This window comes from Micromonospora sp. NPDC005707, from assembly GCF_040631005.1.
GTDB lineage: Bacteria > Actinomycetota > Actinomycetes > Mycobacteriales > Micromonosporaceae > Micromonospora.
Genome location: NZ_JBEXYR010000002.1, coordinates 71,254 through 89,201 on the forward strand (window position 1 = coordinate 71,254; position 17,948 = coordinate 89,201).

Sequence of the window (17,948 nt, forward strand, 5' to 3'; positions counted from 1 at the left end):
ACGGACCACCAGCCGGAGGCGAGAATGCCTGCGTCGATCGCACGGCGTAGCCTGGGACCCGTCTCTCGTGCGCCCGGAAACGGGCCCGGGAGCGCCCGCGTGACATTCACAACCGCGTGAAAGAGGCGATTAGCGGCCGTGTCGACCCAGCAGACTTCGCAGGAGAACCCACTGGCGGGTTTCGGCCCGAACGAGTGGATCGTCGAGGAGATGTACCAGCGCTATCTCGCCGACCCCTCGAGCGTCGACTCGGCCTGGCACGACTTCTTCGCGGACTACCGGCCGGCGCCCGGCGCCGCCACCCCGCGCCCTGAGGCCCAGGCCGCCCAGGCCGCCCCGGCCGTCCGTCCCGAGCCGGCCGAGCAGCAGGAGGCCGTCGCCACGGTCGACCAGCAGCCCGCCGCCAAGGCCGCCCCGGCACCGGCGAAGCCGGCCGCCAAGCCGGCCGCGAAGGCTCCGGAGCCGGCCCCGGCCAAGAAGGCCGCCCCGGCCAAGCCGGCCGCGAAGGCGCCGACCGCGAGCGCCGCCGGCACCACCCCGCTGCGCGGGGTCGCCGCCAAGATCGTGCAGAACATGGACGCCTCGCTCGCCGTGCCGACCGCGACCAGCGTCCGCTCGGTGCCGGCGAAGCTGCTGGTGGACAACCGCATCGTGATCAACAACCACCTGGCGCGCGGCCGCGGCGGCAAGGTGAGCTTCACCCACCTCATCGGCTACGCGATGGTCCGGGCGCTGGTCGAGCACCCGGAGATGAACAACTCCTTCGCCGAGGTCGACGGCAAGCCGGCGATGGTCCGCCCCGAGCACGTCAACCTGGGCATCGCCATCGACCTGGCCAAGCCGGACGGCTCCCGCAACCTGGTGGTGCCCTCCATCAAGGGCTGCGAGCAGATGGACTTCCGGCAGTTCTGGCAGGCGTACGAGGACGTGGTCCGGCGCGCCCGGCGCAACGAGCTGACCATGGAGGACTACGCCGGCACCACGATCTCGCTGACCAACCCGGGCGGCATCGGCACGGTCCACTCGATCCCGCGCCTCATGCAGGGCCAGAGCGCCATCATCGGCGTCGGCGCCATGGAGTACCCGGCGCCCTACCAGGGCATGAGCGAGGCGACCCTGGCCGACCTCGCGGTCAGCAAGATCATCACGCTGACCAGCACGTACGACCACCGGATCATCCAGGGCGCGCAGTCCGGCGAGTTCCTCAAGGTGATGCACGAGCTGCTGCTCGGCGAGCGCGGCTTCTACGACCAGATCTTCACCTCCCTGCGCCTCCCCTACGAGCCGGTGCGCTGGGTGCAGGACGTGGCCGTCGACTCCGAGGGCCAGATCAACAAGACCGCGCGGGTGCACGAGCTGATCCACGCGTACCGGGTGCGCGGCCACCTGATGGCCGACACCGACCCGCTGGAGTTCAAGATCCGCAAGCACCCGGACCTGGACGTCCTCCAGCACGGGCTGACCCTGTGGGACCTGGACCGGGTCTTCCCGGTCAACGGCTTCGCCGGCCGGCAGCGGATGAAGCTGCGCTCGATCCTCGGCGTGCTGCGCGACTCGTACTGCCGCCGGGTCGGCATCGAGTACATGCACATCCAGGACCCGGAGGAGCGGCGCTGGATCCAGGAGCGGGTCGAGCGCAAGTACGAGAAGCCCAGCGCGGACGAGCAGAAGCACGTGCTCAACCGGCTCAACGCCGCCGAGGCCTTCGAGACCTTCCTCCAGACCAAGTACGTCGGCCAGAAGCGCTTCTCGCTGGAGGGCGGCGAGTCGCTGATCCCGCTGCTCGGCGAGGTCCTGGAGTGCTCGGCCGAGGGCGGCCTGGACGAGGTCGTGATCGGCATGGCCCACCGCGGCCGGCTCAACGTCCTGGCCAACATCGTCGGCAAGCCGTACGAGAAGATCTTCTCCGAGTTCGAGGGGCACCTCGACCCGCGCTCCACCCAGGGCTCGGGCGACGTGAAGTACCACCTCGGCCAGAACGGCAAGTTCACCACCCCGGACGGCGCGCACGCGGTCAAGGTGTCGGTGGTGGCGAACCCGTCGCACCTGGAGGCCGTGGACCCGGTGCTGGAGGGCATCGTCCGGGCCAAGCAGGACCGGATCGACCTCAAGCTGGAGGGCTACACCGTGCTGCCGCTGGCGGTGCACGGTGACGCCGCCTTCGCCGGCCAGGGCGTGGTCGCCGAGACCCTCAACCTGTCCCAGCTGCGCGGCTACCGCACCGGCGGCACCGTGCACGTGGTGGTCAACAACCAGGTCGGCTTCACCACCGCCCCGGAATACAGCCGGTCCAGCCTCTACAGCACCGACGTGGCCCGGATGATCCAGGCGCCGATCTTCCACGTCAACGGCGACGACCCCGAGGCCGTCGTCCGGGTGGCCCGGCTCGCCTTCGAGTACCGGCAGGCGTTCAACAAGGACGTCGTGATCGACATGGTCTGCTACCGCCGGCGCGGGCACAACGAGGGCGACGACCCCTCGATGTCCAACCCGCAGATGTACAAGATCATCGACTCAAAGCGGTCGGTCCGGAAGCTCTACACCGAGGAGCTCATCGGGCGGGGCGACATCACCGTGGAGGACGCGGAGGAACTGCTGCGCGACTACCAGTCGCAGCTGGAGCGGGTCTTCAAGGCCACCCGCGACGCCGCCACCACGCCGCGCCAGCTCAGCCGGCCGCGCCGCGAGGACGAGCCGGAGCCGCAGGTCGACACCGCCACCGACATCGCCGTGGTCAAGGCGATCGGTGAGGCGCACGTCAACCTGCCGGAGGGCTTCACCCCGCACAAGCGGATCCAGCAGCTGCTGGAGCGGCGGCGCAAGATGTCCGTCGAGGGCGGCATCGACTGGGGCTTCGGCGAGATCATCGCGTTCGGCGCGCTGCTGCACGACGGGGTCACCGTCCGGCTCGCCGGGCAGGACTCCCGCCGCGGCACCTTCGTCCAGCGGCACGCGTCGGTGGTCGACGCGCAGACCGGCGACGACTACCTGCCGCTGAAGTCGCTCACCGCCGACGGCGAGCGGTCCCGCTTCTTCGTGCACGACTCACTGCTCTCCGAATACGCCGCCATGGGCTTCGAGTACGGCTACTCGGTGGAGAACATCAACGCGCTGGTCGCCTGGGAGGCGCAGTTCGGTGACTTCGTCAACGGCGCCCAGTCGGTGATCGACGAGTTCATCTCGTCGGGCGAGGTGAAGTGGGGCCAGCGCTCCGCGATCACCCTGCTGCTGCCGCACGGGCACGAGGGCCAGGGCCCGGACCACACCTCCGGTCGCCCGGAGCGGTTCCTCCAGCTCTGCGCCGAGGACAACATGCGGGTGGCCATCCCGACCACCCCGGCGAGCTACTTCCACCTGCTGCGCCGCCAGGCCCTGTCGTCGAAGCGCAAGCCGCTGGTGGTGTTCACGCCGAAGTCGCTGCTGCGCCACAAGCTCTGCGTGTCGCAGGTGGAGGACTTCACCACGGGCACCTTCCAGCCGGTGCTGGCCGACACCGCCGCCCCGGCGCCGGAGCAGGTGAAGCGGGTGCTGCTCTGCTCGGGCAAGGTCTACTACGACCTGTTCCAGGCCCGGCAGGAGCGGGGTGTGACCGACACGGTGATCCTGCGGATGGAGCAGCTCTACCCGCTGCCCGTCGAGGAGGTCCGGGCCGCCCTGTCGCAGTACCCGAACGCCGAGGACTTCGCCTGGGTCCAGGAGGAGCCGGCCAACCAGGGCGCCTGGTCGTTCGTCGCGCTCAACCTGCTGGAGCACCTGCCCGAGGTCCGGCTGCGCCGCATCTCGCGGCCGGCCGCCGCCGCGCCGGCGGTCGGCTCGGCGAAGATGCACGAGGTCGAGCAGAACGCGCTGATCGAGGCGGCTCTCCCCCGCCCGTGACCTGACCGCACCGCCGGCACGAGGGGCAGCGACCGTACGACGGCCGCTGCCCCTCGTCCCGTGCGGCCCTTCTCCCGCGAGAGGACGCAGATGTACTTCACCGACCGTGGCATCGAGGAACTTGTCGAGCGCCGGGGCGAGGAGCAGGTCAGCCTGGAGTGGCTGGGCGAGCGGCTCCGTGACTTCGTCGACCTGAACCCGGAGTTCGAGACCCCGATCGAGCGGTTCGCCACCTGGCTGGCCCGGCTCGACGACGAGGACGACGAGTGACCGGCTGACGTTCCCTTCGGGGTGGGCGATGACCACGCCCGCCCGCCGCCGGCCGGATGGTCAGCCCGTCGCGCCCGGGCCGGGTTCGGCGGCGACCCGCTCGGCCATGGCGTGTGCCCACACCGCGTCGAGATCCGCCCCGGGCGGGAACCGGCCGGCCAGCTCCAGGTCGACCAGCCCGTGTGCGAGGCCCCAGAGCGCGCGTGCCGCGGTCAGGTCACCCCCGGTCACCCGGAGCAGGGGCGCCGCGGCGGCCGCCTCCACGCCGGGTGCCAGGCGCTCGCGCGCCAGCGGCAGTCGGGTGGCGATCTCGTACAGCCGGGGATGCCGGAGCGCCCAGGCACGGTATGCGGCGGCGAGGGACGGCAGGTCGGGCGCCGCCTCCAGGGCCGCGGCGAGCCGCTGCAGCGCCCGCTGCTGCAGGGCGGCCTCGATCTCGGACTTCCCCGCGACGTGCTTGTACAACGACGGGGCCTGGATGCCCAGTTCGTCGGCGAGCCGACGCATCGTGACGGCCCCCGGCCCCGCACGCTCCAGCAGGCGTTCGGCCACGTCGACGATCTCCTCGCGGCGGGTCACCTGCGTGGCTCCGCCACCCAGCCTCGGCAGAGCACGAGCGCCAGGACGAGCAGCACCGACAGGGCGCCGTCGAAGACCAGGATGGTGCCGGTCCCCTCGATCGCGCTGTTCCGGCTGTAGGCCAGCGCGGTCACCGTCATGGCCACCTTGTGGAAGATGACCAGCGCCCACACCCCCCGGTGACCCTGTGGACGCACGGCCAGCAGGGCGAAGAGCCCGGCGAAGACCACGAAGCCGTACGCCCGCCACGTCTCGACCACCTTGACGGCCGGCTCCGCGTCGGTGACCGCGCCGTACGCCCCCAGTGCCGCCGCCAGCGCTCCGACCGCCGCCAGCCAGAGCAGCAGCCGGCCGATCCTGTCCCGGACGCCCCCGCCGTCGGTCGTCGCCGGTCGGGTCTCCACGGTCGTCGCTGCGGTCATCACGGCACGCCCTCTCCTGGCTAACGCTGTTAGCTTAGACGCTAGCTAACGATGTTAGCCGGGTCAAGCGGCAACCCAGCGACCCTCGGGCGCTGGGTACCGCAGCCGCGTCCACCGAGAGGCGGAACGCCTTCGTCGACGAAGAGCAGGCCGGCGCCGGCCCGGCTCAGCGGGCCGCCGCTCCGAGCAGGACCAGGCAGCGCTCGACGACCGCGGTGGTCCGTTCGGCGTCGCCGGTGGCCAGCAGGTCGAGCAGGGCGCCGCGCAGCAGCGCCAGGGCGAGGACCGGGTCACCGCCCGCGCTGTCGGCCCGGCCGCCCACCTCGGCGAGCAGCCCGAGCCAGTCCTCCACCGTCTGCCGGGCGAATCCCGCCCACGGTCCGTCCGGCTCGCTGAGCGAGCGGGCGTACGCCTGGACCCAGAGGACCAGCATCGGGCGGTGCGCCGGATCAACGAGCCAGTCCCAGGCCGTCCGCACCGCTGCGACGAAGTCGTCGGAGCCGCCCGCGTCCCGGGCCCGCCGGAGCGCGGCCAGCTCGTCGGCCCTGGCCCGGCCGAGCAGGGCGCGGATCAACCGGTCCTTGGAGCCGAAGAGGAAGAGCAGGACCCGGGGGCTGGACCCAATGGCGGCGGCGAGCGGGCGCAGCGACAGCTCGGCCAGCCCGTGCGCCAGGACGTACTGGTACGCCCGTTCCAGGAGTTCGTCGCGGCGGGCGCTGGGGGGTCGCTCGTGCTGGCTCACAGCGCTACTCTGCCACTGAAACGACTGTTTCAGTAGTGGAGGGTTTCGATGAGCGCACAGGTCCTCATTCGTCCGCTGGGCCGTCCCGGTGACCTCGGCTGGGTGGTGCTGGCCCACGGCGAGACGTACGCGGCCGAGTTCGGTTGGGACACCAGCTTCGAGGCGCTCGTGGCGCGGATCGTCGCCGACTACGCCGCCGGCCACGACCCGGCGCGGGAGGCCGCCTGGATCGCCGAGCTCGACGGGGAGCGGGTCGGTTGCGTCTTCTGCGTCGCGGCCGATGAGCAGACGGCCCAGCTGCGGATCCTGCTGGTCGATCCCGCCGCCCGGGGACGGCGTCTTGGGGCCCGGTTGGTCGACGAGTGCCTCGCCTTCGCGCGGCGGGCGGGATACGCCCGCATCCGCCTCTGGACCAACCACCCTCTGGTCGCCGCCCGCGGCATCTACCTCTCCCGCGGCTTCCACCTCGTCGAGGAGGAACCACACCACAGTTTCGGCACGGACCTGACCGGGCAGGTGTACGAACGGGAGCTGACAGGGGCCGGCGCCTGACGCCGACCGTTGACGGGGACGGCACCCGCAACGTCCACTGGAGAGAGCATCGACCGACGACGGGAAGGCGGCAATGAACCCCGAGCCCCGCAGGCCCCCGCAGGACGCCGTGACCGTCCGCCACCTGCGTCTCGGCGTCGGATCGTCGGCCTCGTGCACCAGGTCGCCGCCGGGGCGCTCTTCCTGCTCCTCGCCGTCTTCTGCCTCTTCCTCTTCACCCGCCCGGACCGGGCCGGGGTGCCGCCGTTTCCGTCGGCGGTCCGGTTCTACCGCCTCTGCGGCGGGCTCATCCTGGTGGCGATCGCGCTCGCCCTGGCCAGCACGCTGCTGTCCGCCGAGGTACGGCACACGCTGAGGCCCGTGCTCTGGTGCGAGACGGTGGCCGTGTTCGCATTCGGCGCCGCCTGGGTGGCGAAGAGCGACGCGCTGTTCCGGGCCGCACAGCCCAGCGACGAACCGGGCGCGGACCGCGACCGCGGCACCGTCTCCCCCGCTCCCTCCTGAGCGGATACGGGTCCTCCGCCCTGGGCACAAGGACCCGAGCGAGGCAGCCCGCGATCTTGTAGCGTGAGGTCGTGGCGCGCAGCGTGTACCTGACCAGCGTGGGGTCGGGCGGGGGCAAGTCGACGGTCGCGCTCGGGCTGGCCGAGCTGCTGTCCCGGCAGGTCGAGCGGATCGGCGCCTTCCGGCCGCTGGTCGCCGGCCAGCACCCCGACCCGATCCTCGCCCTGCTCACCGAGCGCTACCGGGTGCGGCTGCCGGTCGACGACCTGCACGGCGCGACCTACGCCGACGCCGCCGCCCTGGTCGCGGACGGCCGGCGGGAGGAGCTGATCGCCCGCATCGTGGCCCGCTACCGGGCGGTCGAACGACACTGCCCCGCCGTGGTCGTGGTGGGCAGCGACTTCGCCGACGGGGACGGCGCGGGCGCCCGCGAGCTGGCGTTCAACGCCCGGCTGGCGACCGAGTTCAGCAACGTGGTGGTGCCCGTGGTGGACGGCTTCGGGCAGCCGCCCGAGGCGATCGCGGCGGCGCTGCGCGGGGCGTACCACGACCTGGAGGACCTGGGGGCCACGGTGGTGGCGGTGGTCGCCAACCGCGTCCCCGGGCCGATGACGCTGCCCGAGCTGCCCGTTCCCGCGTACGCCATCCCGGAGGTGCCGACCGTGTCGGCGCCGACGGTGGCCGAGGTGGCGGCGGCGCTCGGCGCCACCCTGCTCGCCGGCGACCAGGCCGCGCTGGATCGGGACGTGCTCGACTATGTGGTCGGCGCGGCGCACGTGCCCACCCTGCTGGACCACTTCACCGACGGGGCGCTGGTCATCACCCCGGGCGACCGGGACGACCTGCTGGTGGCCGCCGGCGCGGCGCACGTGGCCGGGCAGGTCTCCCTGGCCGGGCTGGTGCTGACGCTGGGCGAGCAGCCCGACCCTCGGGCGATGCGGCTGTTCGAGGCGCTGAACACCGGGCTGGCCGTGCTCTCGGTGCCCAGCGACAGCTACGACACGGTCGCGGCGTCCAGCCGGATCGAGGGCCGGCCCAGCGTGGCGAACCCCCGCAAGGTGGAGGCCGCGCTGGGCGCCTTCGAACGCTGCGTGGACACCGTCGACCTGGCCCGCCGGCTGCGGGTCAGCCGGTCGGAGCGGGTCACCCCGCTGATGTTCGAGAACGACCTGATCGACCGGGCCCGCGGGCAGCGCCGGCGGCTGGTGCTGCCCGAGGGCACCGAGGAGCGCATCCTCCGCGCCGCGGAGGTGCTGCTGCGCCGGGGCGTCGCCGACCTGACCCTGCTCGGACGCCCCGACGAGGTGGCGCGGCGCACCCGCGAGCTGGGCATCGACGTCGGCGACGCGCAGGTGGTCGACCCGGTCACCAGCGAGTGGCGGGACGAGTTCGCGGCCGTCTACGCGGAGCTGCGCGCGCACCGCGGCGTCACCGTCGAGCTGGCGCACGACATCGTGGCCCAGCCCAACTACTTCGGCACCATGATGGTGCAGACCGGCCGCGCCGACGGGATGGTCTCCGGGGCCACCCACACCACGGCGGCCACCATCCGGCCGGCCTTCGAGATCATCCGGACCGTGCCGGGTGTCTCCGTCGCCTCCAGCGTGTTCGTCATGCTGCTCGCCGACCGCGTGCTGGTCTACGGCGACTGCGCCGTCAACCCCGACCCGGACGCCGCCCAGCTCGCCGACATCGCGGTCTCCTCGGCCGACACGGCCGCCCGGTTCGGCATCGAGCCGCGGGTGGCCATGCTGTCCTACTCGACCGGCGACTCCGGCTTCGGCGCCGACGTGGAGAAGGTCGCGGCGGCCACCAAGCTGGTCCGGGAACGCCGGCCGGAGCTGCTCGTGGAGGGCCCGATCCAGTACGACGCGGCGATCGACCCGCAGGTCGCGGCCACCAAGCTGCCGGACAGCCCGGTGGCGGGGCGGGCCACGGTGTTCATCTTCCCGGACCTGAACACCGGCAACAACACCTACAAGGCGGTGCAGCGCTCGGCCGGCGCGGTGGCGGTCGGCCCGGTCATGCAGGGCCTACGCCGGCCGGTCAACGACCTGTCCCGGGGCGCCACCGTGCCGGACATCGTCAACACGGTGGCGATCACCGCCATCCAGGCCGCCGCCGGGGAGTCGGAATGAGCCGGATCCTGGTCCTCAACTGCGGATCCTCGTCGGTCAAGTACCGGCTCTACGACGGCGCCGAGGTCCGCGACAAGGGCACCGTCGAGCGGGTCGGCGAGCCGGGCGGCGCGCCGGCCGACCACGAGAGCGCGGTGCGGCAGATCATCGAGGGGCTCGACCTGGCCGGGCTGGCCGGGGTGGGGCACCGGGTGGTGCACGGCGGGCGCAAGTTCAGCGCGCCGATCCGGATCGACGACCGGGTGGTCGCCGCCATCGAGGACCTCGTGCCGCTCGCCCCACTGCACAACCCGGCGAACGTGGCCGGCATCCGGGTGGCCCGGGAGGCGCTGCCCGACACCCCGCAGGTCGCCGTCTTCGACACCGCGTTCCACCACACGCTGCCCGAGGCCGCCGCCACGTACGCCATCGACCGGGAGACCGCCGAGCGCTACGGCGTGCGCCGGTACGGCTTCCACGGCACCTCGCACGCGTACGTCTCGCGGCGTACGGCCGAACTGCTCGGCCGGCCGTACGGCGAGCTGAACACGATCACCCTGCACCTGGGCAACGGGGCGAGCGCCTGCGCGGTCCAGGGCGGGCGGAGCGTGGCCACCTCGATGGGCATGTCCCCGCTGGAGGGCCTGGTCATGGGCACCCGCAGCGGCGACATCGACCCGACGATCGTCTTCCACCTGCGCCGCGAGGCCGGCATGGGCGTGGACGACATCGACGACCTGCTCAACCACCGCAGCGGCCTGCTCGGGCTGACCGGGGCCAACGACATGCGGGAGGTGCTGGCCCGCCGGGACGCCGGCGACCCGGCCGCCGCCCTCGCGTTCGACGTCTACCGCCGCCGGATCACCGGGTACGTGGGCGCGTACTACGCCCTGCTCGGGCGGGTCGACGCGGTCACCTTCACGGCCGGCGTCGGCGAGCACGCCGCCCCGGTCCGCGCCGCGGCGCTGGCCGGCCTGGACCGGCTCGGCATCGCCGTGGACCCGGCGCGCAACGCCGGCAGCGGCGACCGGGTCATCTCCCCCGACGGCACCGAGGTGACGGTGTGCGTGGTCGCCACCGACGAGGAGCGCGAGATCGCCCGGCAGACCCGGGACGTGCTCGGCGTGTGACCGGCGCCCGCCGGGTGCCCGGCCCGGGCTTCTCCGGCGATCATGAAGTTGACGGCGACGAATCAGGCGATTCGCGCCGCTAACCTCATGATCAACACGTGGGGCCGGGGGTCAGCCCAGGGTCAGCCAGGCGATGAGGGCGACCACCACGACGGCGGCCACGCCGATGCCGGCGAACAGCGGCAGGCGGGAGGGTGTCTCCGCGGCCGTCGCCGCGCTGTCGGGCGAGTCCACGAAGGCGCGGAACTGCGCGGTGTTGCCACTGGGGTCGGTGTAGTTCTCAGCCATGCGCGTGACCCTAGCGAAGCCGGGCGACGCCGATGATCCCGCCGGGCCGGTGGGGGCCCACCCCGGTCCGGGCGGTGGAGGTGCGTCGGCCCGCTCGGCGGGGCCGGACCGGCCTGCCGGCCGCCTACCGTGAGGGGGTGAGGATGCAGCGGCTGGCCGCCGCGCTGCTGGTGGCGCTGGTGGCCGGTTGCGGCCCGGCCGCCGCCGCCACCGACGACCGGGCCCCGTCCTTCGGCCCGGCGCCACCGCTGCCGTACGCCGTGGGCGTGCGCCAGTTCGTTCTCGACCCCGACGGCCCCCGGCCGCTGCCGGTGACGGTCTGGTACCCGGCGGAGCGCGCCACCGGGATCCCCGCCACCACCCGACCGACAGCCGGCCCGGCCGGCAGGGCGGTGGCCGGCCCGACCGGCGGCATCGTGGTGGCCGGCCCGACCGGCGGCGTCGTGGGGGCCGGCCCGGCCGGCGGTGCCGTGGTGGCCGGACCCGTCGCGCGGCCCGACGCTCCCGTGGCGGCCGGGCGGTTCCCGGTGGTCGTCCACAGCCACGGCCTGCGCAGCCTCCCCGAGCTGCACGCCCCGTTGACGACCCGCTGGGCGGCGGCCGGGTTCGTCGTGGCCGCGCCGGCCTACCCGCGGACCAACCTGCGGGCGCGCGACTTCACCCGGGCCGACGTGCGGAACCAGCCCGCCGACGGCTGGCGTCTCATCCGCCACCTGGTCCGCCTCGACACCCGGCCCGGGGACCCGCTCGCCGGGCACCTCGCGGTGGACCGGTTCGCCGCCACCGGACACTCGGCGGGCGGCTTCACCACGGCCGGCATGTTCGCCTCGGGGCACTCGCCCCGGCTGCGCGCCGGCATCGTCATCGCCGGCGGCGGGCTGGCCGGCAGCTTCGCCGGCCCGGTGGCGCCCCTGCTCTTCGTGCACGGGGGCGCGGACCCCGTCGTACCCGAGTCGGTGGGGCGCGCCGCGTACGCGCGCAGCCTCGGGCCGGCCGCCTTCCTGAGCCTGCCCGGCCAGGGCCACGGCGAGTACCTGACCCCGGGCCGTCCCGGTTTCGCCCAGGTACTCGCCGCCACCACCGACTTCCTCCGGTGGACCCTCTACGACGACCGTCGTGCCCGGAACCGCCTGCCCGCCGACGCCCGCCTTCCCGGCGTCACCACCCTGACCACCCGCGCCCTCCCCCGGTGAGGGGCAGCCGAGGACGCGACCGGACGGTAGCCTCGCCCGGATGGACGGGCTGGCCGGGCGGCAACTCGACGCGATCCGGGAGGTCGTCGACCTGACCGGCGCGGCCGGGATCCCGGTCTGGCTGCGCGGTGGGTGGGCCATGGACTTCCACCTCGGCGCGGTGAGCCGGCCGCACGTGGACGTCGACTGGTACTGCTGGCGGCGCGACGCCGGCCCGCTGGCGGCCCGGCTCGGCGGGCAGGGCTGGGCCGTCGACCCCCGGATGCCGGTACAGATGCAGCTCGACGTCGTCCGGGCCGACGTCGAGCTGAGCTTCGCGTACCTGGACCGGGACCCGGCAGGCCGGGTGGTGGTCGGGGCCGGGCCGTGGGCCGGCACCCCGCTGCCCGAGGGGATGCTGGAGTCCGCGCCGGGCCGGATCGGCCCGCACACCGCCCCGGTGATCAGCGTGGCCGCCCAGATCGAGTTCAAGGAGATGTTCCCGGTCTGGATGCCCGACCGGCCCCGCCGCGCGAAGGACGCCGCCGACCTGGCCCGGCTGCGGGCGGGACGGCCGCCGACCGGTTGAGGCGATCGCGTCACGCCGGGTGCGAAGCCGGCCGGTCGCCCGGGAGCGCGAGGCACAATCGTGTTCATGCGCCGTCGTCCCGCCGCCCTCGTCACCGCCGCCGCCCTGTTCAGCACGGGTCTGGCCGGCTGCTCGGGCGGGAGCGCCCCGGCCGGGCGATCCGCTCCCGACGCCCCGCCGGCGGCCACCACCCCGGCGCCGCGGGTGCCCGCCGGGCACGCCCCCACCGAGAGCTTCGCGGTCGGCGTACGCCAGTTGAAGCTGAACCGCGACGGCGACCGGCCCCTGCCGGTGACCCTCTGGTACCCGGCGCGGGGCGAGGCCGGCGGCACGCCGGAGCGGTCGGCGCCGGTGGCGGCCGGGCGGTTCCCCGTGGTGCTGTTCAGCCACGGGCTGGGCGCCCGGCCGGAGGACTACCGGGTGCTGCTGACCCGCTGGGCGGCGGCCGGGTTCGTGGTGGCCGCGCCGAAGTTCCCGCACACCGGGGCCGGTGGTGACGGCAACCCGCTCGACGTGCTCAACCAGCCGGCCGACGTGTCGTACGTGCTGACCCAGGTGCTCGCCCTCGGCGGGAAGTCGGGCGATCCGCTGCGCGGCCGGCTGGACCCGGAGCGGGTGGCCGCGACCGGGCACAGCGCGGGTGGGGTGACCACGATCGGGCTGTTCACCGCGGGCCGGGACGAGCGCCTGGACGCCGGCATCGTCCTCGCCGGCACGGCGCTCGGCGTGGGCACCGCGTTCGCCGGGGCGGCGGCGCCGCAGCTCTTCGTGCACGGCGAGGCCGACGAGGTGGTGGGCTACGCCGCCGGCAAGGCGGTCTACGACGCGGTGCCCTGGCCGAAGGCGATGCTCAGCCTGCCCAAGGGCGACCACGGGCAGGCCCTGCTCGCCGACACCCCGGCGCTGCGGGTGGTCGCCGACACCACCGTCGAGTTCCTCCGCTGGACGCTCTACGGCGACGCGGCGGCGAAGAAGCGGATCCCCGCCGACGCCGCCCGCGGCGGCGTGGCCACCCTGGACGACCATCTCTGACCGGTCGCCCAGGGCGGCATCGCCGGTCAGGCGGTGTGGTCGACGACGACCTTGCCGAAGGCGTCACCGGAGTGCAGGCGGGCGAACGCCTCCTCGATCCGGCTGAACGGCACCACCCGGTCCACCACCGGGCGCACCTCGTGCTCGGCGCAGAACGCCAGGAGCTGGGTCAGCTCGTCGGGGGTGCCCATGGAGGTGCCGAGGATCTCCAGCTGCATGGCGAAGACCCGGCGCAGGTTGACCTTGGGCTCGTGGCCGGCGGTGGCGCCGGAGACCACGATCCGGGCCATCGGGGCGGCCGACTTCAGCGAGTGGTCGAAGGTGGCCGCGCCGACCGTCTCGATGACCACGTCGACGCGCTCGGGCAGCCGGGCGCCGGGCTCCAGGGCGGTCGCGCCCAGCTCGGTGATCCGTTCCCGCTTGGTGGCGTCCCGGCTGGTCGCGTACACCCGCTTGCCGAGCGCGACGCCGAGCGCGACGGCCGCGGTGGCCACGCCCCCGCCGGCGCCCTGGACGAGGACCGACTCGCCGTCGCCGACCCGGCCCCGGGTGGTGAGCATCCGCCACGCGGTGAGCCAGGCCGTGGGCAGGCAGGCCGCGTCGGTTGCCGAGAGGCCGTCGGGCAGCGGCAGCAGGTTCATCCGGGGTACGGCCACCCGCTCGGCGAAGGTGCCGGGGAAGTGCTCGGAGAGGATCGAGACCCCGCGCGGGTCGCCCCGGGTGGGCACCACGGGGTAGACGACGACCTGGTTGCCGTCCGGGTCGGTGCCGACCGCGTCGCAGCCCAGGATCATGGGGAGCTGGTCGGCGCCGAGGCCCACCCCGCGCAGCGACCAGAGGTCGTGGTGGTTGAGCGAGCTGGCCCGGACCTGCACGGTGACCCAGTCGTCCTCCGGGTGGGCCGGCTCGGGGCGGTCGCCGACGGTGAGCGCGGCGAGCGGGTTGTCGGCGTCGAAGGCCGAGGCGAAGGCAGCACGCATGATCGGCACCGTAACAAGCTGAGCCCTCGTTCAGAAGGGGACCATCCCCACAAAAGCCGTGCGGTATGGTCCCCTTCCGCGACGTTCAGCGCCGGGCGACCCCGTCGCGGCGTGCCGCCTCGGCCACCGCCTCGGCGACCGCGGGGGCGACCCGCGGGTCGAGCGGGGACGGCACGATCGCCTCCGGCGTCAGCGACTCGGCCACCACGTTGGCGATGGCGTCGGCCGCGGCCACCTTCATCCCGTCGGTGATCCGGGTGGCCCGGGCGTCCAGCGCGCCCCGGAACACGCCGGGAAAGGCGAGCACGTTGTTGATCTGGTTGGGGTAGTCGCTGCGCCCGGTGGCGACGACGGCCACGTGCCGGGCAGCCACCTCGGGGTGCACCTCCGGGGTGGGGTTGGCCAGCGCGAAGACGATGCCGCCCGGCGCCATGCCGGCCACCGCCGCCTCGGGGATCTGCCCGCCGGAGACGCCGACCAGGACGTCCGCGCCGCGCAGCGCCTCGGTGATGTCGCCCTGCCGCCCGTCGGCGTTGGTGGTCTCGGCCAGTTCGGCCTTGGTCCCGGTCAGCTCGCGGTGCCGGCCGATGATGCCCTTGGAGTCGCAGACGACCACCTGGTCCGGGTTGACGCCCCCGGCGACCAGCATCTTCGTCACGGCCACGCCGGCGGCGCCGGCCCCGCTGACCGCCACCCGCAGGTCGCCCAGCTTGCGGTTGAGCAGGGTGGCGGCGTTGCGCAGGGCGGCCAGCACCACGATGGCGGTGCCGTGCTGGTCGTCGTGGAAGACCGGGATGGAGAGCGCCTCGTCCAGCCGGCGCTCCACCTCGAAGCAACGCGGGGCGCTGATGTCCTCCAGGTTGATCCCGCCGAACGAGGGGGCCAGCGCCCGCACCGTCGCCACGATCTCGTCCACGTCCTGCGTGTCCAGGCAGACCGGTACGGCGTCCACGCCCGCGAACTGCTTGAACAGCACCGCCTTGCCCTCCATCACCGGCAGCGCCGCACGCGGGCCGATGTTGCCGAGGCCGAGCACGGCGGAACCGTCGGTGACCACGGCGACGGTGTGCGACACCCAGGTGTAGTCGTCGGCCAGGTCGGGGTCGGCGGCGATCGCCTCGCAGACCCGGGCCACACCCGGGGTGTACGCGAGGGAGAGGTCCTCCCGGCTGGTGAGCGGCACGGTCGAGGCGACGGCCATCTTGCCGCCGAGGTGCAGCCGGAAAACGGGATCAGCGGGGTCCGGGGTGGACGTAGGCATCGGTGACTCCAGGATCTGTCGAGCAGACGGACCGGCCGGCTCGGCACGCGTGGTCAGCGGCCAGCGGGGCGGCGGTGCGGGGGGTCACCCGGGCACTTTCCGAGCATAGTCAGGCATGCCGCACCAGGGTGTGATCGGGGTCATATCCGACGCGGTCCGCCGGTGACCCGCCCGGGACGCGGCCAGTACCGGAGGACCACCCGCCCCCGCACGTCGGCCACCCCGTACGCCCGGGAGTCGTCGGTGACCAGGTCGTTGTCGCCGCGCAGCCACCAACCGCCGTCCTGCCGGCGAACCGCGCGCTTGACCACGAGCAGGTCGGGGCGGCTGCGGAAGACCGCCACCACCACGTCGCCGGGGCGTACCGGCCGGCCCCCGGTCCGCACCAGCACGGCGTCGCCGTGCCGCAGCGTCGGGGCCATGGAGGGGCCGGTGACGAGGACCGGCACCAACGGCCCGCGCAGCCGGTGATCCACCGCACCCATGGGGTTTCACCTCCCGCCCGCCGGGGAGCATCTCCAGGAGTAGTGTCGTCTTGGATCATCGCAAACATCCCATGGAGGACCCTGATGCGCCTTCCCCGCATCCTTACGCCCCGTGTGACCGCCAGCGCCCACTGCGACCTGCCGTGCGGCGTCTACGACCCGGCGCAGGCCCGGATCGAGGCCGAGTCGGTCAAAATGATCTGCGAGAAGTACCAGGCCAACACCGACCCGGAGTACCGCACGCGCGCCATCCTGATCAAGGAGCAGCGGGCGGACCTGGTCAAGCACCACCTGTGGGTGCTCTGGACCGACTACTTCAAGCCGCAGCACTTCGAGAAGTACCCGCACCTGCACCAGCTGTTCAACGAGACCACCAAGCTCGCCGGCTCGGCCGGCGCCAAGGGCAGCATGGACCCGGCCGTCGCCGACCAGCTGCTGCAGAAGATCGACGAGATCGCCAAGATCTTCTGGGAGACCAAGCAGGCGTGAGCCTGCCCGCCCAGGCACCGACGATCCGGCCGGCGCGTCCCGAGGACGTGCCGGCCGTCGTCGCGATGGTGCACGAACTCGCCGACTACGAGCGCGCCCCCGAGCAGTGCCACCTCACCGAGGAGCAGCTCACGAGGGCGCTCTTCGCGACTGCTCCAGGTCGCGGCGCGGCGTCAGACGCGCCGAGCTGGAGTAGTCGTAGTCCGGCACCGGCGCTGTTCGGGCACGTCGCGGTCGATCCCGCCGGCCAGCCGATCGGCTTCGCCCTCTGGTTCCTCAACTTCTCCACCTGGGAGGGCGTGCACGGCATCTACCTCGAGGACCTGTACGTCCGGCCGGCCGCCCGTGGCACCGGCGCGGGCCGGCGGCTGCTCGCGACCCTCGCCGCGATCTGCGTCGAGCGCGGCTACCGGCGGCTCGAGTGGTGGATGATCAACTGGAACCCGGCCGCCCGTTTCTACGCCGCGATCGGCGCCGCCCCGATGGACGAGTGGGTGCCGTACCGGCTGGCCGGGACGGCTCTGCACGATCTCGCGGCACAGGCCGACGGTCGCCCCCACGCGGACGGACGCCTGACCGGGTAGAGTCCCGCACCGGGGGGATGAGGCGTGACTCAACTGACCGGCCAGCCGACGACGGACGACGACGTCGTGCACCTCACGGTGCCCGCCGACGGCGGCTACCTGGGCGTGCTGCGCACCGCCACCGCCGGTCTCGCGGCGCGGCTCCAGTTCGCCCTCGACGAGATCGAGGACCTGCGCATCGCCGTCGACGAGGCGTGCGCCATGCTGCTCGCGATCGCCACCCGTGACGCCGAGCTGGAGTGCCGCTTCGCGGTCACCGATGACGCGCTCACGGTCGAGGTGACCGTGCCGACCGTGCGGGGCGCCACGCTCCCCTCGGAGTCGTCCTTCGCCTGGAAGGTGCTCACCGCGCTGACCACGGCGGCGAGCGCCCGGGCCGCGGACGGCCGGGCCACCATCTCCCTGCTCACCCGCCGCGCCTCCGGCTACTGACCGGTCCGGCCGGCGCGGCGTCAGTCGAAGCCGAGCGCCCGGTTGGTCGGCGTGCTGACCAGCAGGCCGGTGACGCCGAGGCCGAGCACCATGAGCGGCACTCCCAGCCAGCCGAGGCCGCCCTGGATCATGTACCAGCCGATCGGCAGCAGCATGAGCTGGAGCACGATGGCCGGCGCCCGGGCCCCGGACCGGCGGCGGCCCAGCGCGGTGCCGAGCGCCCAGAGCGCGGCCGCCCCGGCGATCGCGAACGCGGTCACGAGCAGCGCCGAGGTCAGGTGGGTGGTGCGCGCCGTCAGGTCGGACCAGACCAGCCATGCCGCGACCAGGCCGAGCGCCACGGCCTCGGCGCGCAGCAGGAGCACCGCCGTGCGGAGCGTGCCGGGGACCGGCCCGGAGTCGATCGTCACGCGCGACACGATACCCGTGGGTAGGCGCGGTACA

Annotated in this window: 20 protein-coding genes; 12 read left to right on the forward strand and 8 right to left on the reverse strand. The window is 73.6% G+C overall.

Annotated features, from left to right (window positions below):
• Positions 1-138 precede the first annotated feature (138 nt).
• Together ABZ452_RS02855 and ABZ452_RS02860 are read left to right on the forward strand one after the other, a co-directional pair.
• Positions 139-3,876, forward strand: a complete 3,738-nt coding sequence (locus tag ABZ452_RS02855; protein WP_357938300.1) for a multifunctional oxoglutarate decarboxylase/oxoglutarate dehydrogenase thiamine pyrophosphate-binding subunit/dihydrolipoyllysine-residue succinyltransferase subunit — start codon at positions 139-141, stop codon at positions 3,874-3,876.
• 90 nt (positions 3,877-3,966) lie between these two features.
• Positions 3,967-4,146 carry a DUF6104 family protein gene (locus tag ABZ452_RS02860; protein WP_091124467.1) on the forward strand — a complete coding sequence of 60 codons (180 nt, stop codon included), beginning with the start codon at positions 3,967-3,969 and terminating at the stop codon, positions 4,144-4,146.
• Positions 4,147-4,206: 60 nt separating this feature from the next.
• On the opposite strand, the gene ABZ452_RS02865 is transcribed toward ABZ452_RS02860, so the two are convergent.
• From ABZ452_RS02865 to ABZ452_RS02875, 3 genes are all read right to left on the reverse strand, one after another.
• On the reverse strand, positions 4,207-4,725 hold the full coding sequence (locus ABZ452_RS02865) for a WHG domain-containing protein (protein WP_357938303.1): 519 nt from the start codon (positions 4,723-4,725) through the stop codon (positions 4,207-4,209).
• On the reverse strand, positions 4,722-5,147 hold the full coding sequence (locus ABZ452_RS02870; protein ID WP_357938305.1) for a hypothetical protein: 426 nt from the start codon (positions 5,145-5,147) through the stop codon (positions 4,722-4,724). Before ABZ452_RS02870 ends, ABZ452_RS02865 begins: the two co-directional genes overlap by 4 nt.
• Positions 5,148-5,313: 166 nt before the next feature.
• Positions 5,314-5,889 (reverse strand): TetR/AcrR family transcriptional regulator, encoded by a 576-nt coding sequence (locus ABZ452_RS02875; RefSeq protein WP_357938307.1) that lies wholly within the window; start codon positions 5,887-5,889, stop codon positions 5,314-5,316.
• 48 nt (positions 5,890-5,937) lie between these two features.
• Here ABZ452_RS02875 and ABZ452_RS02880 point away from each other — a divergent pair, with 48 nt between their 5' ends.
• The 4 genes from ABZ452_RS02880 to ABZ452_RS02895 all read left to right on the forward strand — a co-directional run bounded on the left by ABZ452_RS02880 (position 5,938) and on the right by ABZ452_RS02895 (position 10,192).
• Complete coding sequence (locus tag ABZ452_RS02880) at positions 5,938-6,441, forward strand: GNAT family N-acetyltransferase (protein WP_357938309.1); 504 nt, start codon at positions 5,938-5,940, stop codon at positions 6,439-6,441.
• 153 nt (positions 6,442-6,594) lie between these two features.
• On the forward strand, positions 6,595-6,945 hold the full coding sequence (locus tag ABZ452_RS02885; protein WP_357938311.1) for a hypothetical protein: 351 nt from the start codon (positions 6,595-6,597) through the stop codon (positions 6,943-6,945).
• Between the two features lie 71 nt (positions 6,946-7,016).
• A complete protein-coding gene (gene pta, locus ABZ452_RS02890; protein ID WP_357938313.1) occupies positions 7,017-9,083 on the forward strand; it encodes a phosphate acetyltransferase in 2,067 nt (688 codons plus the stop codon).
• Positions 9,080-10,192, forward strand: a complete 1,113-nt coding sequence (locus ABZ452_RS02895) for an acetate kinase (protein ID WP_357938315.1) — start codon at positions 9,080-9,082, stop codon at positions 10,190-10,192. The genes pta and ABZ452_RS02895 overlap by 4 nt, the downstream gene beginning before the upstream one ends.
• Before the next feature lie 111 nt (positions 10,193-10,303).
• Here the strand turns inward: ABZ452_RS02895 and ABZ452_RS02900 are convergent, their stop codons facing one another.
• A complete protein-coding gene (locus ABZ452_RS02900; protein ID WP_357938317.1) occupies positions 10,304-10,480 on the reverse strand; it encodes a hypothetical protein in 177 nt (58 codons plus the stop codon).
• A 143-nt stretch (positions 10,481-10,623) separates the two neighbouring features.
• Between ABZ452_RS02900 and ABZ452_RS02905 the strand changes: the two genes are divergently transcribed.
• The 3 genes from ABZ452_RS02905 to ABZ452_RS02915 all read left to right on the forward strand — a co-directional run bounded on the left by ABZ452_RS02905 (position 10,624) and on the right by ABZ452_RS02915 (position 13,273).
• The gene (locus ABZ452_RS02905; RefSeq protein ID WP_357939065.1) at positions 10,624-11,673 is read left to right on the forward strand and encodes an alpha/beta hydrolase; all 1,050 of its coding nucleotides are present in this window, start codon (positions 10,624-10,626) and stop codon (positions 11,671-11,673) included.
• 40 nt (positions 11,674-11,713) lie between these two features.
• On the forward strand, positions 11,714-12,241 hold the full coding sequence (locus ABZ452_RS02910) for an aminoglycoside adenylyltransferase (RefSeq protein WP_357938319.1): 528 nt from the start codon (positions 11,714-11,716) through the stop codon (positions 12,239-12,241).
• A 66-nt stretch (positions 12,242-12,307) separates the two neighbouring features.
• The gene (locus ABZ452_RS02915; protein WP_357938321.1) at positions 12,308-13,273 is read left to right on the forward strand and encodes a chlorophyllase; all 966 of its coding nucleotides are present in this window, start codon (positions 12,308-12,310) and stop codon (positions 13,271-13,273) included.
• 26 nt (positions 13,274-13,299) lie between these two features.
• Here the strand turns inward: ABZ452_RS02915 and ABZ452_RS02920 are convergent, their stop codons facing one another.
• The 3 genes from ABZ452_RS02920 to ABZ452_RS02930 all read right to left on the reverse strand — a co-directional run bounded on the left by ABZ452_RS02920 (position 13,300) and on the right by ABZ452_RS02930 (position 15,999).
• A complete protein-coding gene (locus tag ABZ452_RS02920; protein WP_357938323.1) occupies positions 13,300-14,262 on the reverse strand; it encodes a zinc-binding dehydrogenase in 963 nt (320 codons plus the stop codon).
• A gap of 76 nt (positions 14,263-14,338) precedes the next feature.
• Entirely contained in the window at positions 14,339-15,514 is a 1,176-nt protein-coding gene (locus tag ABZ452_RS02925) for an NADP-dependent malic enzyme (RefSeq protein WP_355635328.1), read from the reverse strand.
• A gap of 140 nt (positions 15,515-15,654) precedes the next feature.
• Positions 15,655-15,999, reverse strand: a complete 345-nt coding sequence (locus tag ABZ452_RS02930; RefSeq protein WP_313718352.1) for a S24 family peptidase — start codon at positions 15,997-15,999, stop codon at positions 15,655-15,657.
• An 84-nt stretch (positions 16,000-16,083) separates the two neighbouring features.
• On the opposite strand from ABZ452_RS02930, the gene sodN reads away from it, so the two are divergent.
• From sodN to ABZ452_RS02945, 3 genes are all read left to right on the forward strand, one after another.
• Positions 16,084-16,488: a superoxide dismutase, Ni gene (sodN, locus tag ABZ452_RS02935; RefSeq protein ID WP_151464170.1), complete on the forward strand. Its 405-nt coding sequence runs from the start codon at positions 16,084-16,086 to the stop codon at positions 16,486-16,488.
• A gap of 65 nt (positions 16,489-16,553) precedes the next feature.
• A complete protein-coding gene (locus ABZ452_RS02940; RefSeq protein WP_357939067.1) occupies positions 16,554-17,072 on the forward strand; it encodes a GNAT family N-acetyltransferase in 519 nt (172 codons plus the stop codon).
• A gap of 24 nt (positions 17,073-17,096) precedes the next feature.
• Positions 17,097-17,504 carry an ATP-binding protein gene (locus ABZ452_RS02945; protein ID WP_357938327.1) on the forward strand — a complete coding sequence of 136 codons (408 nt, stop codon included), beginning with the start codon at positions 17,097-17,099 and terminating at the stop codon, positions 17,502-17,504.
• 20 nt (positions 17,505-17,524) lie between these two features.
• Here the strand turns inward: ABZ452_RS02945 and ABZ452_RS02950 are convergent, their stop codons facing one another.
• Complete coding sequence (locus tag ABZ452_RS02950; protein ID WP_357938329.1) at positions 17,525-17,914, reverse strand: hypothetical protein; 390 nt, start codon at positions 17,912-17,914, stop codon at positions 17,525-17,527.
• Positions 17,915-17,948: the final 34 nt, after the last annotated feature.

Coding starts and splice junctions, on each gene's coding strand:
- ABZ452_RS02940 (WP_357939067.1), top strand. CDS start 16,554: ATGGTGCACGAACTCGCCGACTACGAGCGCGCCCCCGAGCAGTGCCAC.
- ABZ452_RS02915 (WP_357938321.1), top strand. CDS start 12,308: ATGCGCCGTCGTCCCGCCGCCCTCGTCACCGCCGCCGCCCTGTTCAGC.
- ABZ452_RS02880 (WP_357938309.1), top strand. CDS start 5,938: ATGAGCGCACAGGTCCTCATTCGTCCGCTGGGCCGTCCCGGTGACCTC.
- ABZ452_RS02895 (WP_357938315.1), top strand. CDS start 9,080: ATGAGCCGGATCCTGGTCCTCAACTGCGGATCCTCGTCGGTCAAGTAC.
- ABZ452_RS02925 (WP_355635328.1), bottom strand. CDS start 15,514: ATGCCTACGTCCACCCCGGACCCCGCTGATCCCGTTTTCCGGCTGCAC.
- ABZ452_RS02870 (WP_357938305.1), bottom strand. CDS start 5,147: ATGACCGCAGCGACGACCGTGGAGACCCGACCGGCGACGACCGACGGC.
- ABZ452_RS02860 (WP_091124467.1), top strand. CDS start 3,967: ATGTACTTCACCGACCGTGGCATCGAGGAACTTGTCGAGCGCCGGGGC.
- ABZ452_RS02905 (WP_357939065.1), top strand. CDS start 10,624: ATGCAGCGGCTGGCCGCCGCGCTGCTGGTGGCGCTGGTGGCCGGTTGC.
- ABZ452_RS02900 (WP_357938317.1), bottom strand. CDS start 10,480: ATGGCTGAGAACTACACCGACCCCAGTGGCAACACCGCGCAGTTCCGC.
- ABZ452_RS02930 (WP_313718352.1), bottom strand. CDS start 15,999: ATGGGTGCGGTGGATCACCGGCTGCGCGGGCCGTTGGTGCCGGTCCTC.
- sodN (WP_151464170.1), top strand. CDS start 16,084: ATGCGCCTTCCCCGCATCCTTACGCCCCGTGTGACCGCCAGCGCCCAC.
- ABZ452_RS02910 (WP_357938319.1), top strand. CDS start 11,714: ATGGACGGGCTGGCCGGGCGGCAACTCGACGCGATCCGGGAGGTCGTC.